General features: G+C 67.4%; 24 protein-coding genes. 13 read left to right on the forward strand and 11 right to left on the reverse strand.

All coding sequences use genetic code 11. The features are described 5' to 3' along the window. The first annotated feature begins 1 nt into the window (after position 1). The 3 genes from MFF07_RS13430 to MFF07_RS13440 all read left to right on the forward strand — a co-directional run bounded on the left by MFF07_RS13430 (position 2) and on the right by MFF07_RS13440 (position 1,767). On the forward strand, positions 2 to 439 hold the full coding sequence (locus tag MFF07_RS13430; protein ID WP_147815190.1) for a Ros/MucR family transcriptional regulator: 438 nt from the start codon (positions 2 to 4) through the stop codon (positions 437 to 439). Positions 440 to 579: 140 nt separating this feature from the next. Further along, on the forward strand, positions 580 to 780 hold the full coding sequence (locus tag MFF07_RS13435) for a hypothetical protein (protein WP_147815188.1): 201 nt from the start codon (positions 580 to 582) through the stop codon (positions 778 to 780). Positions 781 to 909: 129 nt separating this feature from the next. Further along, positions 910 to 1,767, forward strand: coding sequence for a DUF6456 domain-containing protein (locus tag MFF07_RS13440; RefSeq protein WP_373322342.1), 858 nt, complete (start codon positions 910 to 912; stop codon positions 1,765 to 1,767). A 342-nt stretch (positions 1,768 to 2,109) separates the two neighbouring features. Here MFF07_RS13440 and MFF07_RS13445 read toward each other — a convergent pair whose 3' ends face one another. Next, positions 2,110 to 3,015, reverse strand: a complete 906-nt coding sequence (locus MFF07_RS13445) for an alginate O-acetyltransferase AlgX-related protein (RefSeq protein WP_147815184.1) — start codon at positions 3,013 to 3,015, stop codon at positions 2,110 to 2,112. A gap of 94 nt (positions 3,016 to 3,109) precedes the next feature. Between MFF07_RS13445 and MFF07_RS13450 the strand changes: the two genes are divergently transcribed. Next, positions 3,110 to 3,631 (forward strand): 2'-5' RNA ligase family protein, encoded by a 522-nt coding sequence (locus MFF07_RS13450; RefSeq protein WP_147815182.1) that lies wholly within the window; start codon positions 3,110 to 3,112, stop codon positions 3,629 to 3,631. A gap of 17 nt (positions 3,632 to 3,648) precedes the next feature. Beyond that, the gene (locus MFF07_RS13455) at positions 3,649 to 4,410 is read left to right on the forward strand and encodes a phosphatase PAP2 family protein (protein ID WP_147815180.1); all 762 of its coding nucleotides are present in this window, start codon (positions 3,649 to 3,651) and stop codon (positions 4,408 to 4,410) included. A 556-nt stretch (positions 4,411 to 4,966) separates the two neighbouring features. On the opposite strand, the gene mnmE is transcribed toward MFF07_RS13455, so the two are convergent. The 5 genes from mnmE to MFF07_RS13480 all read right to left on the reverse strand — a co-directional run bounded on the left by mnmE (position 4,967) and on the right by MFF07_RS13480 (position 10,599). Further along, positions 4,967 to 6,295 (reverse strand): tRNA uridine-5-carboxymethylaminomethyl(34) synthesis GTPase MnmE, encoded by a 1,329-nt coding sequence (gene mnmE / locus MFF07_RS13460; RefSeq protein ID WP_147815178.1) that lies wholly within the window; start codon positions 6,293 to 6,295, stop codon positions 4,967 to 4,969. 43 nt (positions 6,296 to 6,338) lie between these two features. Next, positions 6,339 to 7,685: a transcription termination factor Rho gene (rho, locus tag MFF07_RS13465; protein ID WP_147815176.1), complete on the reverse strand. Its 1,347-nt coding sequence runs from the start codon at positions 7,683 to 7,685 to the stop codon at positions 6,339 to 6,341. 238 nt (positions 7,686 to 7,923) lie between these two features. Then, positions 7,924 to 8,640, reverse strand: a complete 717-nt coding sequence (locus MFF07_RS13470; protein ID WP_147815174.1) for a Smr/MutS family protein — start codon at positions 8,638 to 8,640, stop codon at positions 7,924 to 7,926. Between the two features lie 9 nt (positions 8,641 to 8,649). Continuing rightward, entirely contained in the window at positions 8,650 to 9,855 is a 1,206-nt protein-coding gene (gene mltA, locus MFF07_RS13475; RefSeq protein WP_147815172.1) for a murein transglycosylase A, read from the reverse strand. 15 nt (positions 9,856 to 9,870) lie between these two features. After that, a complete protein-coding gene (locus tag MFF07_RS13480; protein ID WP_147815170.1) occupies positions 9,871 to 10,599 on the reverse strand; it encodes a Tim44/TimA family putative adaptor protein in 729 nt (242 codons plus the stop codon). A 423-nt stretch (positions 10,600 to 11,022) separates the two neighbouring features. On the opposite strand from MFF07_RS13480, the gene secB reads away from it, so the two are divergent. Next, positions 11,023 to 11,532, forward strand: a complete 510-nt coding sequence (gene secB, locus MFF07_RS13485; protein WP_147815168.1) for a protein-export chaperone SecB — start codon at positions 11,023 to 11,025, stop codon at positions 11,530 to 11,532. 49 nt (positions 11,533 to 11,581) lie between these two features. Here secB and MFF07_RS13490 read toward each other — a convergent pair whose 3' ends face one another. Together MFF07_RS13490 and MFF07_RS13495 are read right to left on the reverse strand one after the other, a co-directional pair. Next, complete coding sequence (locus MFF07_RS13490; RefSeq protein ID WP_373322347.1) at positions 11,582 to 11,803, reverse strand: hypothetical protein; 222 nt, start codon at positions 11,801 to 11,803, stop codon at positions 11,582 to 11,584. 157 nt (positions 11,804 to 11,960) lie between these two features. After that, positions 11,961 to 12,344 (reverse strand): response regulator, encoded by a 384-nt coding sequence (locus MFF07_RS13495; protein WP_147044648.1) that lies wholly within the window; start codon positions 12,342 to 12,344, stop codon positions 11,961 to 11,963. 307 nt (positions 12,345 to 12,651) lie between these two features. On the opposite strand from MFF07_RS13495, the gene MFF07_RS13500 reads away from it, so the two are divergent. The 3 genes from MFF07_RS13500 to MFF07_RS13510 all read left to right on the forward strand — a co-directional run bounded on the left by MFF07_RS13500 (position 12,652) and on the right by MFF07_RS13510 (position 14,337). Beyond that, the gene (locus MFF07_RS13500) at positions 12,652 to 12,891 is read left to right on the forward strand and encodes a hypothetical protein (protein ID WP_147815164.1); all 240 of its coding nucleotides are present in this window, start codon (positions 12,652 to 12,654) and stop codon (positions 12,889 to 12,891) included. Positions 12,892 to 12,966: 75 nt separating this feature from the next. Then, positions 12,967 to 14,022: a bifunctional riboflavin kinase/FAD synthetase gene (locus tag MFF07_RS13505; protein WP_147815162.1), complete on the forward strand. Its 1,056-nt coding sequence runs from the start codon at positions 12,967 to 12,969 to the stop codon at positions 14,020 to 14,022. 99 nt (positions 14,023 to 14,121) lie between these two features. After that, a complete protein-coding gene (locus MFF07_RS13510; protein ID WP_147815160.1) occupies positions 14,122 to 14,337 on the forward strand; it encodes a hypothetical protein in 216 nt (71 codons plus the stop codon). 33 nt (positions 14,338 to 14,370) lie between these two features. Here the strand turns inward: MFF07_RS13510 and MFF07_RS13515 are convergent, their stop codons facing one another. Beyond that, a complete protein-coding gene (locus MFF07_RS13515; RefSeq protein ID WP_147815158.1) occupies positions 14,371 to 14,769 on the reverse strand; it encodes a DUF3775 domain-containing protein in 399 nt (132 codons plus the stop codon). Between the two features lie 209 nt (positions 14,770 to 14,978). Between MFF07_RS13515 and MFF07_RS13520 the strand changes: the two genes are divergently transcribed. The 3 genes from MFF07_RS13520 to MFF07_RS13530 all read left to right on the forward strand — a co-directional run bounded on the left by MFF07_RS13520 (position 14,979) and on the right by MFF07_RS13530 (position 17,410). Next, positions 14,979 to 16,535, forward strand: a complete 1,557-nt coding sequence (locus tag MFF07_RS13520; RefSeq protein ID WP_238232184.1) for a hypothetical protein — start codon at positions 14,979 to 14,981, stop codon at positions 16,533 to 16,535. A 282-nt stretch (positions 16,536 to 16,817) separates the two neighbouring features. Then, complete coding sequence (locus MFF07_RS13525) at positions 16,818 to 16,964, forward strand: hypothetical protein (protein WP_187272460.1); 147 nt, start codon at positions 16,818 to 16,820, stop codon at positions 16,962 to 16,964. A 74-nt stretch (positions 16,965 to 17,038) separates the two neighbouring features. Continuing rightward, positions 17,039 to 17,410, forward strand: coding sequence for a plastocyanin/azurin family copper-binding protein (locus tag MFF07_RS13530; protein WP_147816345.1), 372 nt, complete (start codon positions 17,039 to 17,041; stop codon positions 17,408 to 17,410). Positions 17,411 to 17,570: 160 nt separating this feature from the next. Here MFF07_RS13530 and MFF07_RS13535 read toward each other — a convergent pair whose 3' ends face one another. Together MFF07_RS13535 and MFF07_RS13540 are read right to left on the reverse strand one after the other, a co-directional pair. Further along, positions 17,571 to 18,488: a phosphotransferase enzyme family protein gene (locus MFF07_RS13535; protein ID WP_147816344.1), complete on the reverse strand. Its 918-nt coding sequence runs from the start codon at positions 18,486 to 18,488 to the stop codon at positions 17,571 to 17,573. Between the two features lie 144 nt (positions 18,489 to 18,632). After that, on the reverse strand, positions 18,633 to 19,727 hold the full coding sequence (locus tag MFF07_RS13540) for a transglutaminase-like domain-containing protein (RefSeq protein WP_147816343.1): 1,095 nt from the start codon (positions 19,725 to 19,727) through the stop codon (positions 18,633 to 18,635). Positions 19,728 to 20,003: 276 nt separating this feature from the next. Here MFF07_RS13540 and motA point away from each other — a divergent pair, with 276 nt between their 5' ends. Further along, entirely contained in the window at positions 20,004 to 20,861 is an 858-nt protein-coding gene (motA, locus tag MFF07_RS13545; RefSeq protein ID WP_147816342.1) for a flagellar motor stator protein MotA, read from the forward strand. Positions 20,862 to 20,943: the final 82 nt, after the last annotated feature.

Below are 20,943 nucleotides of genomic sequence, written 5' to 3' on the forward strand. Positions count from 1 at the left end.
CATGAACGAGCCCGAGACGCCGGTCGATTTCGTAGAACTGGCCGCCGACATCGTGTCGGCCTACGTGAGCAACAACCCCGTGCCGCCCGCCGAGCTGCCCCAGCTCCTCGGTCGCGTCCATGGCGCGCTGATCCAGGTCGCCAGCGGCCAGGCTCCCGAGAGCAAGGCGCCCGCGCAGCCGCTTCAGCCGGCCGTGCCGGTCAAGAAATCGGTCACGAACGACTACATCGTCTGTCTCGAGGACGGCCGCACCTTCAAGTCGCTCAAGCGCCACCTGCGCGCGAAGTACGACCTCAGCCCCGAGCAGTACCGTGCCAAGTGGGGCCTGCCGCCCGACTACCCGATGGTCGCCCCGAGCTACGCCAAGGCGCGCTCCGACCTCGCCAAGGCAATCGGCCTCGGCCAGACCCGCGACGGCAATTACGACGAAGCCGCCTGATCGATCCGGGCTTCGAGAGGGGTAGCCGGCTCTGCCTGTGCCTCCCTCGGAGCTCCAACCCTCCGCCGCCCCGGCCGGCTGGACTGTCGTCAACAGCAAAGCGCTGGGAACGGACCGGCCGCGAAGACATTGATCTCGCGATGGCCGATGATGACACCGCCCCCGCCGACAAACTTTCCGAGATCAACACTCTGCTCGCCGAGTGGACCGCCCGATCGGCCGGCGACAGCGAAATGCTGATCCATCGCCTCGAAGGCATGGGCTACGCGGTCTCCGGCAAGTCCGAGGACGAGATCGCCGAAATCCTCAAGAAGCCGCCGACGAGACCGCCCGCGGCCTGAGACCGGGAGCGTGACGCTCCCCGGCGACCGCTCTCAGGGGGAGGTGGTCAAGTCTTGCATTAGGATATTTTTCTTCTAACACTGCCATGGCGCTCGCTCGGGCGAGCCCAGTAGGCGTTGGAACAAAACATGAACAAAACACGACATCGCTCATCTGCTGCCTCTCGTTTGCGATCGGTGCCGGTCGCGGCCCGGCTCGGGCGTGAGGCCGAGCGGTTGCTGGGCCAACTTGCCGAAGCGGGAGCCTACGCGCTCGCCGACCCGATCGAGCCGGAGATGCTGATCCTGCGAGGCGGTGGAGTCGGCATCTCTCTCGGGGGCGGCCGCTTCGCTGCAGCCTCCGGGCAAGTGCTGGAGCGGGCAGGCCTCGCAGAGCGTGAGGGAGGCCGGCAGCAGCGGCTCGTGTTGAGCGATGCGGGGCGAGCGCGGCTGCGGCGAAAAGATTGGCCCGCTGAGATTGCCTGTCTCGCACAGCATCTCGATCTGGTGGTCGATACGAGCGGTGATGGACCCGTGCTCCGCGACGCCTCCGAGAGCCCTCTCGCTTGGATGGCACGGCGTCGCGGTCGAGACGGCGCCCCGCTGATCGACGCCGCCGCGTACGAAGCCGGCGAGCGGCTTCGGCGCGATCTCACCCTCGCGGCGATGCTGCCACGCACCGGCCCCGACTGGGCTAGGCCGAAGGTCGACGGCGGCGGCCCGCGCGATCCGGCTTCCGCCTCGGACCGGCGTATCGCTGCCAAGAGCCGCGTCGATCGTGCGCTGGAGGCCGTGGGCAATGACCTCTCGGGGCTCCTGATCGACCTCTGCGGCTTCCTGAAAGGCCTGGAGCGGATCGAGTCCGAGCGACGTTGGCCTGCTCGCTCGGCCAAGGTGGTCGCCCGCATCGCGCTGGGCCGCCTCGCCGAGCACTACGGACTCGGGCGGGAGGCGACGGGGCCGGAGCGAAGCCGGACCCGGCTGTGGCGGGCGGCGCCGAAATCCTGACAGGCTCGCTTTCCCGCCGCGCATCTTGGCTCGCCGTCGGATGAGTCTGTGCGCCCACCCTGGTTCCCGAGGGATGCTGCCGTCGCCGTCGATCGCTCCGACACCGAAACGGGCACGCGGGGCGATCGGCGCCCCGCTTCCGGTCTATGCGCTCAACCGGAACGTAGAGGCCCCGTGAATGGCCGGCTTCTCGAATGTCGCGCCGTCGCTATGCCGGGTTCGCGTTCCACGGTTGGGCCGTTCATACCCGATGCCGGCGGACAGGTTCGACAGCCCGCTTCGACCGCTCGTGCTTCCCGAAGCGTCTCCACGGCCATTGCTTCGCCTCCGGCTCGCACCGGTCTACGCGGACGCGGGACCGCACGCGCCGACGTCGAAATCGTCCGCCGGCAGCCGAGCCAGAAACCGCTCTGCCATCTCGACCACAAGAATGTCGGGCCGGACGCGCGCGACATAGGCCCAGTCGATGCTCGACGACCAGATGAAGTGCATTTCCGCGAAACTCTCGGCCAGGAACCCGGTGAGGAGGATCCGGGTGTAATGCGCGCAGGAATCGCCGAACAGCACCAGCGTGCGCGGGTCGGCGTGGGGCGAGATGTTGCGGTAGACGACGTGGGCGCCGGTATGCAGGTCGCCGGCCCGGCCGGCGGCCTCGTAGGCCTCGACGAGCGGGCTCGCCCAGACGCGTTTCGCGTCGCGGTCGATCACCCAGTTGGTCACTGTTTCGCGCGGGCGCTCGGGCAGCTTCTCGCCGAGGTCCCAGACGCCTTCGTGGGTGAAGCGCAGGCGGTCGCCGATATCGGGCGGCGGTATCGCGCCGCAGGCCCGCATCAGGGCGCGGTAGGCGATGTAGCAGCCGTCATAGGTCCAGTGGGAATCCGTGCGGCGGTAGAGCTGCGCCTCGCCGCGGGCGGCCCGCATGGGCGCGACGAGGTCGACATAGCCGGACAGGCCTGCCAGCCGCCGGCCGAGGCGGCGGGCTGGAGAACGGGCCGGATCATAGCGCAGGCCGTCGGTGCGGTCGTCGTAGACCGAGAGCTTTTCGGGCACGACCATGTGGACACAGCGGATGCCGAGCGCCTGCGCGCGGGCGGTACGCTGCCTGATCAGCCACGCCCAGGCCCGCAGGCGCAGCCAGTACCAGGAGAGCCGGTGGTACTGGCTCAACACGGCATTGCTGCCGCCGACCAGGAACAGCCAGCCGTCCCGGCCGACATGGACGGTTTTCGAGGGATCGGGGACCTGCATCGGGCGGGTCTAGACGGGGAGGGCCTGGGTGAACAGCGCGGGCGCTTCCGACCCAGGATGGAACCTCGCCGCCTGCCCGCCATTTCGACGAGGCATGTCCGAGTCTGCACGACCCCTGATCCTGACCCTCCAGATGGAGGAGAGCGCCTTCTCGCGCTTCGAGACCCTGCGCCGACGCCATTTTCCCGAGGCCCTCAACCATATCCCGGCGCATGCAACGCTGTTTCACGCGCTGCCCGGCGAAGAGGAAACCGTCGTCACCGAGACGATCGACGCCCTGGCGCGTAAGACGGAGGCGCCGGAGGTGTCGGTGACCGGACTGCGATTCACGGGGCGCGGCGTCGCCTTCGCGCTCGACTCGGCAGACCTGTCGGATTTTCGCGCGCGCCTCGCCTCGGCTTTCGAAACCTGGTTGACGCCGCAGGACCGGCAGGGCTGGCGCCCGCATGTCACTGTCCAGAACAAGGTCGCACCCGAAACGGCGCGCGTCCTGCAGGCGGATCTGACGCGGGATTTCGCACCGTTCCGGTTCACTGCGCCGGGCCTGCTGCTTTGGCGCTATCTCGGCGGCCCTTGGGAGCCCAGGGCCGCGCTGCTGTTCGGCGGCAGCCGATGAGGTTAAGCCGGCCTCCGATGAGAATCCCTGAGATTGCCCGCCGCACGGGCGTGCCCATCGCCGGCGGCGCCAGCCGCGTCTGGCGAAAATTCCACCTCAACGAGGTCGGGCCGCTCGTGTCGCTGCTCGTGCTGAGTCTGCTCGGCTACGGCTTCTTCGCGCTGGCGCACGAGGTCGGCGAGGGCTCGACGGAAGCGCTCGACCGCAAGCTCCTGCTGGCGCTGCGCAACCCTGCCGACCTCTCCGACCCCATCGGGCCGCCCTGGCTCGAAGAGACCATGCGCGACATCACCGGCTGGGGCAGCGTGGTGACCATCGTCTTCATCACGGCGAGCGTCTGCACGTATCTGATGCTGACGCAGCGCCGCCGCATCGCCCTGTTCGTCCTCGCCGCCGTCGGTGGCGGCGAGGGCGTCTCGACCGTGCTCAAACTATTCTACCACCGGCCGCGGCCGGACCTCGTGCCGCACGGCATGGAGGTGTTCACGGCGAGTTTTCCGAGCGGCCACGCCATGATGTCGGCCATCGCCTTCCTGACGCTCGCCACGTTGCTCGCCCGCATCGAGCGAAGTCGCCGGGTCAGCATCCTGGTGCTCGCTTTGGGTGTCGCCATGACGATCTCGGTCGGCATCAGCCGAGTCTATCTCGGCGTGCATTGGCCGAGCGACGTGCTGGCTGGATGGTGCGTCGGAGCGGCCTGGGCGGCGCTTTGCTGGTTCGTCGCGCTTCAGCTCCAGCGCAGGGGCGATGTCGAGCCCACAGGCCCGCCTTCCGCGTGAAGGCCCTGCTTCGCAACGGTCGAGGCAGCGTCAAGTCCGGCTTCGCCCCGCCTTAGCAATTCGGTCGCATTGCCGATTTTAACTACGGCCGATCGTTCACGTGCTTCTCTATGAGGCGGCGCGACGCAGTCCGCCGGGACGATGTGGCGGGTGGATTGAGAAAGGGGCGTGCGCTCGTCACGAACATGCTGGAGTGTGACAGCGGCATCCGCCCAGAACGACGGAATCCAGCAGAGCCAAGCCGAATTGGCTCGCCAGCCAGTGCGAATCGCGGAAATCGAACCGCACGCTTGCCTACGGAGGGGCGTTCCGCCGACACCGGGAGCCGTCGAACCAGCGCGACTATACGCGCCGCTCACCGCGGCTGATGCCCTCGAAACGTCCGTCTCGAAGCCGCTCCCGCAAGACGATCGGCAGGCCGGCCCGATCGCCGGGATCCGCCGGCCTGCCTGTCGCCCGCGGACCGCGTAGAAAGGCGTGAAGCCCGACGACACTGAGAGAAACGCTCGGAGGCCGCTCTTTCATCCGCCGACTGAGCGAAGGCGTGGCCGGCCGCTCACTTGCCGATGCAGAAACCGGCGAACAACCGGTCGAGCATCTCTTCGACGCCGACATGGCCAGCCACCTCGCCGAGCGCACGCACCGCGAGCCGAAGGTCTTCCGCCATGAGTTCGGGCGCGAGCACCATACCGCCTGCGACGCAGTCGAGATGGCCGCAGGCGCGGGTAAGGGCGCTGCGGTGGCGCTCGCGCGTGACGAGCGCTTCGCCACCTCCGAGAGAGGCTTCGGCCGCAGCCTGGATCGCTTCGAGCAGTGCATCGAGCCCCGAACCGCTGAGTGCGCAGACACCTAGGCCATCGTCGAGGCGTGAGCTGGCGACGAGATCGACCTTGGTCCGCACGGCAAGGCTGTGGGGTCGTTGTGCGGCTTCTCGACCGGGTCCGTCTGCGGGCGAGAGATGGAGGACGAGGTCCGCGTCCTCCATGTGGCGCCGGGTGCGGCGTATGCCCTCTAGCTCTACGGGATCTTCGGTCTCGCGCAGGCCTGCGGTGTCGACCAGTACCACTGGCAGACCGCCGAGATCGCAGCGCACTTCGATCGCATCACGGGTCGTGCCGGGCAGGCTCGACACGATGGCCGCCTCGCGGCCTGCGAGGGCATTGAGCAGCGTCGATTTGCCGGCATTCGGCGGGCCGGCCAGGACGACGAAGAAGCCTTCCCGTAGCCGCTCGCCGCGCCGGCCGTCACCGAGCACCGCCTGGATCTGTTTCGAGAGTGCCCCGGCGTCTCTCGCCAGCACGGCATCAAGGCCTTCGTCGTCGACATCACTTTCGTCCGAGAAGTCGAGCGCGGCTTCCGTGCGGGCCAGGAGGTCGATCGCCGTCTCGCGCCAGGCGCCGACCTGCCGTCCGAGTGCTCCGTCGAGCTGGCGCAGGGCCTGCCGGCGTTGGGCTTCGGTCTCGGCATCGATCAGGTCGGCGATGCCTTCGGCCTGCGTGAGGTCGAGGCGGCCGTTCAGCGCAGCACGGCGTGTGAAGTCGCCTGGACCGGCAGCCTGGCAGCCCGGAATTCGCGCAAGTGTCCGCAGCATGGCCGTCCGCACGGCGAGCCCGCCATGCAGATGGAGCTCGGCCATGTCCTCGCCGGTGAAGCTGTTCGGGCCGGGAAACCAGCCGACCAGTCCCCGGTCGATGATGTCCCTGGAATTTGGATCGCGGATCGTGCGCAGGGAGAGACGGCGCGGGATGGGCAGAGGGGGCGAGATCGCCTTCAGGACGTCGAGACAGGCCGGCCCGCTGATGCGGATCACCGAGACGGCCGCGCGGCCGAAGCCGCTCGCGGACGCAAAGAGCGTGAGGCTGTCGTGATCGGCCGAATCCGCCATCGTTGGAACTCTCGCCTCCTGTAACGAGAGGCGAGATCGATGTTCAGGTATTCATCGAGTCGAAGAAGTCGCCGTTGCTCTTGGTCTGGCGCAGTTTGTCCATGAGGAACTCGATCGCGTCGGTGACGCCCATCGGGTTCAGGATGCGGCGCAGCACGTAAGTCTTCTTGAGCGCGTCGGCCGGAACCAGCAGCTCTTCCTTGCGGGTACCCGAGCGGGTGATGTCGATCGCGGGGAAGATGCGCTTGTCCGAGACCTTGCGGTCGAGAATGATTTCCGAGTTGCCGGTGCCCTTGAACTCCTCGAAGATCACCTCGTCCATGCGCGACCCGGTGTCGATCAGCGCGGTTGCGATGATCGAGAGCGAGCCGCCCTCCTCGATGTTGCGCGCGGCGCCGAAGAAGCGCTTGGGGCGCTGCAGCGCGTTGGCGTCGACACCGCCGGTCAGCACCTTGCCGGACGACGGGACGACGGTGTTGTAGGCGCGTCCCAGGCGGGTGATCGAATCCAGCAGGATCACCACGTCCCGGCCGTGCTCGACCAGGCGCTTGGCCTTCTCGATCACCATCTCCGCGACTTGCACGTGGCGGGTGGCCGGCTCGTCGAAGGTCGAGGCGATGACCTCGCCCTTCACCGAGCGGATCATGTCGGTGACCTCTTCCGGACGCTCGTCGATGAGCAGCACGATGAGGTAGCATTCGGGGTGGTTGATGGTGATCGACTGCGCGATGTTCTGCATCAGCACGGTCTTGCCGGTGCGCGGCGGCGCCACGATCAGCGCGCGCTGGCCCTTACCGATCGGCGCGACGATATCGATAATGCGCGGGCTGAAGTCTTTCTTCGGCGGGGCATCGAGTTCGAGCTTGAAACGCTGCGTCGGGAACAGCGGCGTCAGGTTGTCGAAATGGACCTTGTGCTTGATCTTCTCCGGGTTCTCGAAGTTGATCGTGTTGACCTTGAGCAGCGCGAAGTAGCGCTCGCCGTCCTTCGGGCCGCGGATCGGACCGTCGACGGTGTCGCCGGTGCGCAGGCCGAAGCGGCGGATCTGCAGGGGCGAGATGTAGATGTCGTCCGGGCCGGGCAGGTAGTTCGAGTCCGACGAGCGCAGGAAGCCGAAGCCGTCCTGCAGCACTTCGACGGTACCCGAGCCGATGATCTCGACCTCCTTGGCAGCGAGCTGCTTCAGGATCGCGAACATCAGCTCCTGCTTGCGCATGGTCGAGGCGTTCTCGACCTCGACCTCCTCGGCGAAGGTGATGAGCTCGGTCGGCGTCTTCGACTTAAGGTCCTGGAGCTTGACCTCGCGCACGGCATCGAGATCGGAAGCCGCGAGCGGCCCCTCGACGACGGCTTCGTCGACAGGGGTCGGAGCGTCGTTCTGTGACGTCATGTGAGGATTTCGAGCCGACGGAGTGCGGGAAGGGGACGGTGAGGTCGGAAGCGTATCGAGCCGGGCGCGCAACGAGCGCCGCGGGTCGAGTTCATCATCGCCAGAAGCGATCGGCCCCTGCAACGCCGTGAACGGGACCTCGGGTGTCCCTGGATGCGATGCAGCTTCGATCGAAGAGCATGTGTCGTTACCGCGTTTCGTGATCCGGCTCAAGTGCCTGCGATCTTGCGAGATCTGATCAGCGGCGGCGCAGGCGTACGTAGAGCGCGCCGGCTCCGCCGTGGTGACGCGCCGCCTCCTCGAAACCGAGGACGAAATGGCCGAGTTCTCCGCCGCGCAGCCAGTGCGGCACGCTGCGCCGAAGCACGCCGCGCTCCGAAAACGCCGACTCGGAGCTCGTGCCGCCCCCCTTGCCGGTGACGACGAGGACGCGGGCATGGCCGGCCGCGCGCGCGCGCATCAGAAAGCCGATGAGCGCAGCGTGCGCGTCCGCCTGGTAGAGACCGTGCAGGTCGATGCGGGCGTCGATGGCGAGCGACCCACGGCGCAGGCCCATACGCTCGCGGCGCTCCAGTCCCGGCGGCTTCGGTGCGGTCGTCAACTTGAACGGGCGCGGCTGCGCCGCCGCCGGGGTCGGCGTCAGATCGGCGAGCTTGACCGGACGCTGCGCGACCGGCTTCGACGCCGGCTTGGCCGCGGGCGGGATCGGTCGCGGCGTCTCGGCGGCTTTTGGCGTGGCGACGACGGCAGGGCGGCGGGTCTCGGGCTTGGACAGCAACGATGACTTGGACGGCAACGCGGGCTTGGACGGCGGTGCGGGCTTGGACGACTTCGCCTCGCTCGGCTCGGGCTTCGGCTTCGCCCGACCGCGCAGGGGCGTGATCAGCTTGGCGATCTCGCCCCAGAGACGAGCCTCCTCGCCCGAGAGGATGCGCAGGCGTCGCGGCGGTCTCATCGCGGCGCCTCAGCGGGCATCCGCCGAAACCGGCGCTGCCGCCGGCTTCGGAAGCAGGACGACGAAGCCGATCGCATGGCGCAGGTTGCCGGCGGCCGCGCCTGCGGCATCGCCCGTCCCGAGATAGAGATCGCCGCGGGCGGGGCCGACGATCGCGGAACCCGTATCCTGCGCGACGACGAGCCGGCCCGGCGTCTCGCTCTCCGGCGAAAGCCGCCCGTCGAGCCAGAACGGCAGGCCGTAGCGCCACAGCGTCGAGTCGACGGCGAGGCTGCGGCCCGGTGTCAAGGGGATTCCGGCCGCCCCGGGCGGGCCGAGCGCGACATCCGCCGCCTCCTCGACCTTGAAGAAGACGTAGGCCGCGTTCGTGCGCATCAGCCTGCGCGCCTCGACCGGATGGGCGCGCAGCCATCCGGCCCAGCGGGCGAAAGTCAGGCCTTCCAGCGGCAGGTGGCCCTCGGTCACGATCGTCTTGACCACGGAGCTGTAGGGACGGCCGTTCTTGCCATCGTAACGCACTCTCAGAATGCGGCCGTCGGGCAGCCTCACGCGTCCCGATCCCTGCACCTGCAGCACGAACAGGTCGACCGGATCGCGCAGCCAGAGCAGAGGCTTGGCCCGGTCGCCGAGCGCGCCGTCCTCGATCGCGGCGCGATCGGGATAGGGCTCGAAGCCGGAGGCCGTCCGCCGGGCCGAGCGGAGCGACGGGTCGAGGCCGGACGGGGTTTGGCCGGGTTCGAAGGTCACGAGGTCGTCGGGCCGTGCCAGGGCCGCGGCTGTGAAACCGGGGCCGGGCACCAGCGAGGCGCTGAGTTCCGGTTCGAAATAGCCGGTGAGAAAGCCGGCTCGCCGCTCGGCTTCGATGGCGCGCGACGGCCGCGTGACACGGTAGGCGGTGAAGGCGGTCTCGAAGAATTTTCGCGCGGCCTCGCGGGGGACGTCGCGTGCCTTGGTGCAGGCCGCCGCCAGATCGGCCGTCGATCCGCGCACGCTCGCCAGCTGGCTCAACGGGGCGAGCGGTGCGCCGCAGCTCAGGCGAAAGGCGTCGAGCCCAGCGGCGTGATCGTCGGCTGAGAAGCCAAGCAGGCTGGCGAGTTCGACGGGTTCGAGGACGGCATCGCCGAGTCGCAGAGGCTCAGCCGCGACGGCACCGTAGCTCGCGAGGAGAGCCGCCGCCCCGAAAGCGGTAGAGGCCGTGTGCCATGGGGCGGACATGGTTCGCTCGGCCGATCAGCTGCCGGCTTCCGTGGCGACGAGCTGCCAGTTCGGATCGCGGCTGCCCATGGTGCGGGCGAAGGTCCAGACGTCGGGCACCTCGACCACGGCCTCCGCGCTGCCGTCGACGACCTTGCCCTCGGCATCGCGGGTCGCGGTGATGAGGTTCGACAGGAACCGCACGGTGACCTGCGCGACACGGTTCTTCACGTCGACGGCGACGATTTCGGCCTTGTCGATCGACACGAAGGTGGTCTCGGCCGTCTCCTTGCGCTGCTCGCGCTCGGTGATCGCCCGCTCGAAACCTTCGGCGACTTCGCGCGACAAGAGGGTCCGCAGCGTCTTGCGGTCGCCCTTGTTGAAGGCGAGGACGATGGCCTCGTAGGCCTTCTTGGAGCCCTCGACGAAGGCGCGCGGATCGAACCCCGGTTCCAGCTGCAACACCTGCTCGAGCCCGCTTGCGACCGGCGAACCCGGCTCCGCGATCCCACGCCAGTCGCGCACCGGCGCAACGGCCGCCGCGGCGGCCTGTCCGCGGTCGGCACCAGGCAGACGGACGACGTTGTCACCGTCGGAGCGTCCGTCCGTCCGTCCGGTCGGCGGCTCGGTCCTGTTCCGCTCCACCGGGCGGAACGGCGAGCGCTCGGCACCCGTCTTCTGGCCGAGTACCGAGCGCAGCCGCCAGATCACGAAGACGGCGAGGGCCAGAAAAATGATCGTCGTAACGTCGAAAGAATCCTGCATCACCGATCCGGGTCGTGGTCGCCGCACGAACTTGACAGACACGAACGTGCTCTGGCCGCGAGGCGTTGCGATCCGCCCCGTCCTGCGCCCTTTAGCCGAGCCCCACGTAAGGATCGAGCCGCCAGAACGCGGACAGGCGCGGTGGGGCGCGCTCGCGATGATAGCCGGATATGGGGCGACGTCGCGAGCGGTTCCAGACGGCGAGTGGGCACAGGCTCGATTGGCGTGATGCGTCGGAGCGCCCCGAGGCCGGATTTCCGGCTGTTCGCAGACCTGGAATCCGAGAAAGGCACGCCGGGCTTTCGCTTGTTCGTGTTCTACGGGCATGGTAGCGGCGCTCGCGCCCCGACGGCCGGATCAAAAACCGGTCGGCGAGAGAGCGCGGGCGTCGATGCCCGGAAACGTCCAGGAAGGAGATACGTCATGGCCGATACTTCGGCACCGAACGGCGGCGCGCCGCAGACCGAAGATGTCGCACCGGCGATCAACGCCCTCGCGCAGTACGCCAAGGACCTTTCCTTCGAGAATCCGCTCGCCCCGCGCTCGCCGCAGCAGCAGGATGGCGGACCGCAGATCAACATTCAGGTCAACGTCAGCGCGCAGCAGCTCGCCGAACAGGATTTCGAGGTCGTGCTGACGCTCGAAGGCGACGCGAAGGTCAAGAACGACGTCCTGTTCGCTTTCGAGCTGAAATATGCCGGCGTCTTCCGGATGCGCAACATCCCGCAGGACCAGATCCATCCGGCCGTGATGATCGAGTGCCCGCGGCTGCTGTTCCCGTTCGCTCGCCAGATCGTCGCCGATGCAGTGCGCAACGGTGGCTTCCCGCCCCTCTACATCGATCCGATCGACTTCGTCGGTCTCTACCGCCAGAAATCCGAGGAAGCACAGAACGCGGCGGGTGCGCAGCCCACCGGACCGTTGGCCTCCTGAAGTTACGACACGCCCTCGGCCGCGATGGCCGGGGGTATCCGCCCGCTCTTCAGCCGGTCACGGTTTCGCGTTCGAGGCGTCGACGCAGGCGGGTGGCGCCGTAGACCGCAGCGAGATGCTGGCGTGCCGCATGGATCGGCGGAGCCTCTCGCTCGGCACGGGCGGCAGCGATCACCAGCAGCGTCGTTGCGATGGAATGTTGAAGGCGTCCCTGCGCGCTCGCATGCGCGAGGACGTCGCCGGACGCAGCCGGCGTCGACTCGACGTTCATCATGGTCAGCCCCTTGAGCCGTTACGACTCCATCGCCCTTTCGAGGTGCGATCGGAGCAATATTCGCGCTCCACTGGGCGTGATCAAGGCAGCTTGGCCGTATCGCTGCGATCCCCCGACGCCCTTCACGAACGAGGGGCGCGGGACTTGAGGGCGATCAGGCGCCGCAGACCGCTTCGATCTTGCTCTTGAGAGTCGCTGCGTTGAACGGCTTGACGATGTAGTTGTTCACGCCGGCCTTCTTGGCGGCGATCACGTTCTCGGTCTTGGACTCGGCCGTCACCATGATGAACGGCGTCGTGCGCAGGCCCTCGTCGGCGCGGACATGGCGCAGCAGTTCGTAGCCGGTCATCGGCTCCATGTTCCAATCGGAGATGACGAGCCCATACTTTCGGGTCTTCAGCCGTCCGAGGGCCGCCGTACCGTCCGAAGCGTCGTCGACGTCCTCGAAACCGAGTTGCTTCAGGAGGTTGCGGATGATGCGGACCATCGTCTGATAGTCGTCGACGACGAGGATCGGCATGCCGAGGTCGAGGGCCATGGAAGGACTGCTCCGGGAGGCGGGGCCGGTTCCGTCATGCGGCCCCGTGATTGGCATGAGATTATGCGGATGGCGTTGCAAAGCGGTTAACCGGAGGCATCGGTCACGGAGGATGCGATGGAATGGGTGCCGTGGCCGGCTCCTATCTGTTCGGAGAGGGCTCGATGACGCCGCATCCGCCTCGGTAGTCACACCCGAGGCGATCCGTGGAGAACCCTGCGACGATCCTTCCGCGACAGGGGGAAGGTGCCTCATACGTTTCCCACGACAATCGAAGTCCGGCGCGGAAGTGCCGTGGGAACGACCTGTGGCCGAGATCGAGATCGTCTATGTCACCACGAGTCGAAGCGAGCACAGAAACGTCCCGCCCAAGCGTCGCGCGCTGTCCTATGAACTCGGTGATCCACTTCCCCGTATCGGCGAAAGCGTCATCATCGATTTCGACGGGGGGGTGCCCACGCGCTGGATCGTTCAAGATGTCGCCCACGTGATCGAGGACGAACGGCACGGCGTCGTGGTGCGCTTGGCGGCCCCGTTCTCGTCGTGAGGTCATACCGGCTCGCTTGACCCGTCCTCCGCTTTTCGACAGGGACGGCGCCGGAATCGCAACGCGCAGGACCCGATGTCGTCTGGCGAGGAGACCATCCCAAGGCTCGGCGCCACGGGGGACCCGAACGATCCTGCCGAAGCGGCCGGCCTCCCGGATCGGTCGGCACGCTTCACTATCTCGCGCGACGTCGAGCCGCTGCCGCCGGAGCTCGCCGGGGCGGTGGTCGCTCTGGGCAATTTCGATGGCGTCCATCGTGGCCACCGGGCGTTGATCGACGCGGTGCGCGAGGAAGCCCGCCGCTTCGTGCCGCGACGTCCCGCCGCGGCGCTGACCTTCGAGCCGCATCCACGCGCCTATTTCGCGCCCGACCAGCCGATGTTCCGCCTCACCGGGCCGGCCGCCAAGGAGATCGTGTTCGCGCGCCTTGGCCTCGACGGCCTGATCGAGCGTCGTTTCGACGCGGAGCTCGCCGGCACGAGCCCCGCGGATTTCGTCCACGGCCTCCTTCTGAAGACGCTCGGCCTTTCGGGCGTCGTCATCGGCCACGATTTCCACTTCGGACGCGGCCGCACAGGAACGCCGGCCATCCTGGCCGATCTCTGCGCGGCCGCGGGCTTGGCCTGCCGGATCGTGTCTCCGGTCTCTCCCGAGCCCGGGCAGCCTCCGATCTCGTCGAGTGCGATCCGCGCCGCCCTCGGAGCCGGCGCGGTCGCTGCGGCGAACGCGCTGTTGGGCTATCGCTGGTTCGTGCTCGGCACGGTCCGCCACGGCGAAAAGCGCGGACGCGAACTCGGGTTTCCGACCGCGAACCTCGCTCTCGACTCCTGCGGCCTCGCGCACGGCATCTACGCGGTGCGAGTGCGCCTGCCCGACGGCACGCTGCACGATGGCGTCGCGAGCTACGGCCGGCGCCCGACCTTCGATGACGGAGCGCCGCTGCTGGAAACGTATCTATTTGATTTTTCAGGCGATCTCTACGAGCGGGAGATCGCGGTGGAGTTCGTGGATTTCATCCGCGGCGAAGAGCGCTTCGCGAGCGCCGGGGCTCTCGTCGCGCGCATGCATGTCGATGCGGCGGAGGCCCGTGCCCTGCTCGTCGGCGACACCGTTGCCTCGATGTTGGGGTAACGCCCCTCCCGGCGTTCAGGAACATCGGGCTATGACGTTGCGTATCGGTTGGTCCGCATCGTCCCGTGCGTGGAATGCTGGCCCCGTGGAGAACCGCTCATGAACGCCTTCATCGCCGTCGTCCTCGTCTGCGCGAACGGCATCCCCCAGGATGCCTGTACCGACGACAAGGCCAGCGAGGTGCGCAAGGTCAGGGTCGCGAACGAACTCGGCTGCACCAGCGGCTGGCAGGAGATCATCGCCCGCACCGACCTGCGCGACGAGATCGGCAAGACTTCCTACCTCAAGACCGAGTGCCGCCGGGTGAAGGAGTAGGATCGGTCCGGCCGACGCCCTCACCCGGTTCGGTCAGGCCTCGGGGAGGCCCGGAGCGATCCCGAGGGCGTCGAGGCCCTCCTCCAGCAGGTTGCCGGCATCGGGCGTGCGCAGGAGTTCCTTGACGGCGCCGTCGCCGGCCGCCTCGCGCTCGCGGGCGAAAGCCACGGCGCCGTCCCAGTCCTGCGCGTCCATGTCGCCACGGCCGATGTAGAGCAGCGCCAGGAGTTCTGCGCGCCGGTCGTCGTCGAGGCCGCGGATCATGCCGCGGACCTCGGTCTCCGTGGCGTCCTCGGTGCCGGAGGTGAGGACGTCGGTGGCGCCGTCATCGATCGGATTCGAGCCGGAATCCGGATCTGTCGGGCCTTCCTTCACCTCGACCGCCCGCAGTCGCAGGACGATTTCGGTGACGGTGTCGACGGCGAGATCCATGGAAACTCCTGATGCGGTGAGGGAAAAACCGGGATCGGCCACGCGAACCGAGGGAGCCGGATGCGGGTCCGATGCGTTCGGGATGCGTCCAGGGAACGGTGCCGAGGCTCGCGGGCCGGAGACCACCTAACCGCCGAGTGCCGCCGCGGGTTCGATCCGTCCGGCACGAAAGCGCCGCCCTGCCTCCTCGGTACTATGCCCAAGGTCTCATGCTGCTTTCGATCATGCTCTGCGCCCTGCCGCCGCTTTCGCGCACGCAGAGAGCGCGCTACCAAGTCCTTGTGCAGCCTCCGATTTTCGCCCTCCCGCAATGCCGCTCCCGGCGCCGTGCCGCCCTGGCGGCGTTCGCGCTCGCCTGGTCAAGCCCGCTTCGGGCCGAGCCGGAGCCCACGGCGCCGGCCTGCTATCCGACGGCCGGTGGTGCGCTCGAAATCTGCCGGTCGGGGGGCGAGCCTGAGGGCGTGCTCTATGCGCCGCCGCCCTGCCGGTTTGGCTATGGCGTTCAGATCATTCGACTGAAGGCGCGCAACGCGCCGGGGCCGCTCCAGGTCGTGTTCCATGCCGAGCCGGTTCGCGACGGCGGCAAGGCTTCCAAGAACGGGGCCTGCGAGGCGGATCTGCGGGCGACCGATCCCGCAGCCGGCGGTTCGGTGCGGACGGGCCGGCTAGCGGAGCAACTCGCGGGGGCGATGCCGCCGACGGAGTACCGTTTCTGGGGGGCGGCCGCTCGCGAAGAGGTGCGAAAAGGGCGGTCGCGCCGTCGGGGCCGCCGGGGACGGGAGGCGGGGTCCGAGGCGGTCCGCCCGGTCGCCGCGATGCGCGAGGGCAGCGGTGCCCGCGACCCGATGACGGTCGCCGGACGCGATTGGGCGGGCGACGACTATCAATACGTCTTCATGATCGCGACCGAGGCAGTCGAGGATAATCGCCGTCACGTGCTGATCCAGGCACGCACTCTCGATTTCGAGGCGTTCGACGTGCTGCACAGGGCCGATGGCCAGGTGCAGCCCGGATGGACACCCTTCGGCGACAGGGCAAATGCCAGGATTGGCCGCGGCCGCCGGCCCGAGCCGCCGGCCCTGGCCCCGGTCCTCGACGAGGCGGGCAAGCCCATCGTCGGGAATTGCTCCGGACAGGGTTTCGACACGCAGGGCCTCGTCGGCTCGATCAGCGTCTCGAACCAAGTCTACCACTACTTCTACACCGACGTGCTGCCGGCGGATTGCGCCGAGCCGGCGGCCAGGCGCCGGCTCGGATTGTATCTGCGCACCAGCCGCGACGTCAGCGTCGAGAAGGCGTGGTCGCCGCCGCAGACCGTGCTCGAGGCGCTGCCGCCGGATACGCTGGTGCGGGTCGGCAAGGCCAAGGGCATGGAGCGCTGGGTCATGGCCTATTCCTGCTACCGGCCAGCCAACGCCGCCGGGGGGCCGGTCGCGGACATCTGCCTGCACTACACGGCCGACCTGTCGCCCGCTGCGTTCAGGGAGCTGCCGCTGTTCGCCGAGCCGGCGCGTGCGGCGCGCTCGCCGTCCCATCTTGGGCTGCGTTCGGGCGGCGACGGCGGCGGGCGCTACGGCCGCGACGGCTTCTTCTGGATGACCGACCGCTACGGCAACGTCGACACGCCGGCGGCCTACCCGACCAAGGGCGGCTTCCTCACCTGGCTCGACCGGCTTGCCCCGCGCTCGGACGGCAGCGCCGGGTCGAGCCTCTACGGCCGCCCGGTCTACTGGTCGACCTGGACGGTGCGAAGCCGGTCGTTGTAGCGACCGGTCGTCGGAGCGCGCCTCGCGGTCTGCGCGTCCTGCATGCCCCGGGCGCACGCGTCGGCGCATCGTGTCCCGTACTGCAATCTGCGGTCCTGGAAGCCGCGACGCCCTGCGCTGAGATACATCCCGCAAGTTGAAACAAGATTATACTTGAAACAAATCGCAAGGCGAAACGCATTGTAACAATTATAAGTCGATAATAAAGTATTTGCCTTCGCGCGTATCATCGATCACGTGCGGTCCTGTGCTTCCAGCCGGGGCCGGTTTCTGTGATCCAACATGACCTGGGCCGACATCTTCGTGGCGCTCGATGCGCCGTTCGTCTTGCCGGCTCTGTCGTCGAGTCTCGTCTTCGTCTGGAAGGCTGCACGTTCGGCCGAGGCGGTCGTGCGATCGGCTTGGCCGAAGACCTGCGATGTTCCTTGAAGGCCAAGCATCTTCAAGGAAGCCGAAGCATCGGCGTCGCGACATTGTCATCGATCCGAGGATGAAGATCAGAAATGCGCGTATCACTCTTGGCTGCGTGTCTCGCCGTCGTGCCGTTGGCCGTCGCCCATGCCGATCCGGTGGAGATCGTCGGCGACCCCGCGGCTGCGGGCGGTGAGATCACGAACGTCACCATCAAGGATAAGGGCTATGGCCCGGCGGCCGTGACGGTGAAGCACGGGACGATCGTCCGCTGGAAGAACGAGGACGAGACCGCGCGCAACGTCCAGCTGCGTGGCGGCCCCGCCAAAGGCTGGGACAAGGCCCAAGGGCCGTTGATCGCCAAGGGCGAAGCCTATGCCCTGAAATTCAACGATCCCGGGTCCTACAAATACATCTGCACGCCGCACTCGATCGCCATGAAGGGCGAGATCACGGTCGAGTAAGGCGGTATCATCCGCGTAGAGCGTCAACGGTGTTTCGAGCGGGTGGACGACAGGTAACGCGATGCCGTCGTCTGCCCGCTCATGCTGTCTGCGAACGTGAGCCGCGGATTACGATTCGATCCGAGGGGCGAGGACGTTCGCGTGCATCGATCGCGCTGGGTCAGATTATCAGTTCACGCTCCAGAAGGTTTACCGCTCGATCAAGAACACGCGACCATAGTCCGTCTTCGAGCGTGCAGAACTCAGCGAGGAACGTGAGCGAGCGAACTTCGGCAAGCTTGACGAAGTTCGGGAGGGCAAGCCGCTCAGCCTTGGTCAAGGCGCGCTCCGATTCGTAGCCAGCCAGCAGCGCGGCGACGAGCGCTCCACTTTGAGAAGGCTCGCGCATGACGAGATGCCAAACCGGAGTGCCGAGGTCGAGCAGGTACGGGCCGTAGCCGCAATCGTCGAAGTCGATGAATCCGACACTGCCATCCCGGATGATGGCATTGGCCGACCAGGCGTCCCCATGACAATTTCCTGACGGGAGATCGTGCGGAGCAGGACCGCGAAGCATCTCCATGCGGCAGTGATCGATCGCATGCCGGGCTGCCGCGCTGTGGGGAATGGCGGCCAATGACGCGGTCGCTCGCATGCATACCGTCTGCGGGTCGAGGTCGAGGAGCCGCACCTCACCGCCTTCGATCCCGGCGAGGGCATCGTGCAGCTTCGCCAAGGCTGCGCCGAATAGCGCCATGTCACCAATCTCGCAGGCGACCGCCCGGCCGCCGAGCGCCTGGAACAAGCAGGCGGCACGTGTCACGCTTTCGAACACGATGCTCGCGCAATCCGCCCCTTCGGCGGTGCGGATCGGTCGAGCCACGTCGATGCCGGGCGTTGGTCGGACCTCGCGCAACAAGCGTAACTCGAAGGCGATTTCGGCCGGGGAACGGCCGGCGGCCCTGTATAGGCGCAGGTAGTAAGCTTCGCCCTTCGTAGCGAGGCGGTAGGTGCGATTGGCGCCGGGAGCAACCAAGTCACAGCTTAGAAACGCCCGGCCATAGCACCTGGAAAGATCGTTCAGGTCGATGTCACTCATCGGCACGACCTACGATGCGCAGCGTTCGAGCAGTGCTGTCATCCTCGGCTAAGGATCAAAAGCCGACAGCGGGTGGATATCTGCAAGCAGACATCCACCCGCTGTCGAGGCAACCCGTCCCACCCGATCCGAACTTAGCCGCGGTCAGGCTGCGTCGAGTTGCTTCGCCGTGATGGCGTAGGCGAAGCGTTCCGGATCGAGGCAGTCGAGACGCCAGCCTGCGACCTCGGCCTCGGGATACATCAGGAAGGCGTTCGGCCCCTCCTTCGATCCCGGCAACGGGACGTCGTGGCCGGTGTTGTAGGCCAGCCAATTCGTCTCCCAGGCGCCGAACAGGGTATCTCGGGCCGCGCGCACCTTGCCGTCGGCGATGTCGCGGTGGCCCGGCGGCTCCTCCAGCGCGACCTTGCGCACGTCCGCGGGATCGGCGGGCACCCAGCCGAACTGCGACAGGTAGACCTCGGCGCGGCAATGCTGTGCCTTGGTGACCGTCTCCGTGTTGGCGCCAAGGCTCTTGTAGCCGAACGCCGACGGCGCCACGCGGATGCCGTAGACGTCGCGCGCCGGCACGCCGACCGCGCGCAGCAGGCCGACGAACAAGGCGTTGATGTCGGCGCACTTGCCACCCATCTGGCCCAGCGCCAGCATCTGGGCGACGTTGCCCGACCCGCAGCCCCGCACCGAAGCTTCGCGGAAGGTGTTCTCGACCACCCATTCATAGATCGCCCGTGCCTTGGCGAGGTCCGTGTCGGCGCCGGCCGTGATTTTTTCGGCCGTTTGCCGCACGAGGCCATCGGTCGGGATCAGGCCGGTGGCTGCCGTGTAGAGCTGCCGCTCGGCGGCCGAAAGGGGCGTCGGCGTGCCGGGCCGAGCCAGGTCGACGGCGCGGTCGCGCCCCGCGAAGCGGCTGGTCACCTCGGCCGTCGGCGTCTCGCCCGCGGCCCAGGTCAGGTGAAGCATCTCGACGCCGTAACGCGGATCGCGCACCGATCTTACGGTGCTCGCGTTCGTGGTCCAGGTGTTGCCGAGCGGGCGGGTCCACGCGGCCTCGCCGACGGAGGGCAGCGGCACCCAGGCCTGGGCCGGCTTGCCCGCCGGCAGCGTGAGATGCGTGACGACCTCGTAGCGCCGCCAAGAACCAGGCGTCGGCGAGAAAGCGTCCTCGGCCCGCGCGAGGCGCGGCAGGCAGGGGGCGGCACTCAGGATGAGGCCGGTCTTCAACAGGTCGCGCCGATGCATCGTTGTTTCTTCGAGAAGGCTCCGGATGCCGTGCGTTGTTGCAGCCGGGGCCGAAGGGGGCAAGTTCACGACATATGACACACGAGCGCACCGGCCTGGGGGCCGTGCTGGGTGGATCTCGGTCTGCCCGCTTCCGAGCAATGCATGACAGCGGACGTCGCCGCCGCGCTCCGTCCACGGCTCTAAACTCGGCGTTAACCTAGTTCAGTGATTTGTCGGACCATTGGTAGCAGCGTCGTGCGGGCCGTACCTGCCGCCACGCAAGGATGGCAAGTTATGCGGCTGATCGTCGGCACACTGATCGTCTTCGCCTGCGTCTTCGGCAGCTACGCGCAGATGGGTGGCCACCTGGAAGTCCTTTGGCAGCCGTACGAGTTTGTCATCATCCTCGGTGCAGCGATCGGTGCCTTCATCATCGGCAACATCGGGCCGGTGCTCAAGGCCGTGCCCGCCATGCTGGGCACGCTGGTGAAGGGCCCCAAATATAATCAGCAATCCTATGTCGAGCTGCTGGGGATGCAGTACTCGTTGTACAAACTCGTGAAGCAGAAGGGTGTAATGGCGCTCGAGCCGCACATCGAAAATCCGAGCGAGTCGACGTTGTTCGAAGCCTTCCCGACCTTTGCGGCAAACCATCACGCGGTCGAATTCGTCTGCGACTACATGCGTATGGTCTCGCTGGGCGTCAACAACGCCTACGAGATCGAGGCTCTGATGGATGAGGAACTCGAGACGCACCACCAAGAGCAGGAGCGTATCGTTTCGGCCATGCAGTCGCTCGCCGACGGAACACCGGCGCTCGGCATCGTCGCCGCCGTGCTCGGCGTGATCAAGACGATGGGGGCGATCAAAGAACCGCCGGAGGTGCTGGGACATCTGATCGGCGGCGCGCTGGTCGGCACCTTTTTCGGCGTCTTCGTCGCCTATGGCTTCTTCGGGCCCATGGCGCAGTCGCTCAGGAGCCTCTTCGAGGCCGAATCCAAATACTACGTTTCGCTCAAGGCGGGTCTCCTCGCCCACATCGGCGGCCAGCCGCCGGTGATGGCGGTAGAATTTGCCCGCAAGGCTCTGATGAGCGACGTCCGCCCGACCTTCAACGAGGTGGAAGAGGCGACCGCCGCCCTGCCCGCCTAGAGCAGGCTGCGAAAAAGCGGCAACGGTTTTTCGTTCGAAGCCTGCTCTAAACTTTTGAATCGATCACGCTGCATTTCGATCG

Source organism: Methylobacterium thuringiense (genome assembly GCF_022179645.1).
Lineage (GTDB): Bacteria > Pseudomonadota > Alphaproteobacteria > Rhizobiales > Beijerinckiaceae > Methylobacterium > Methylobacterium thuringiense.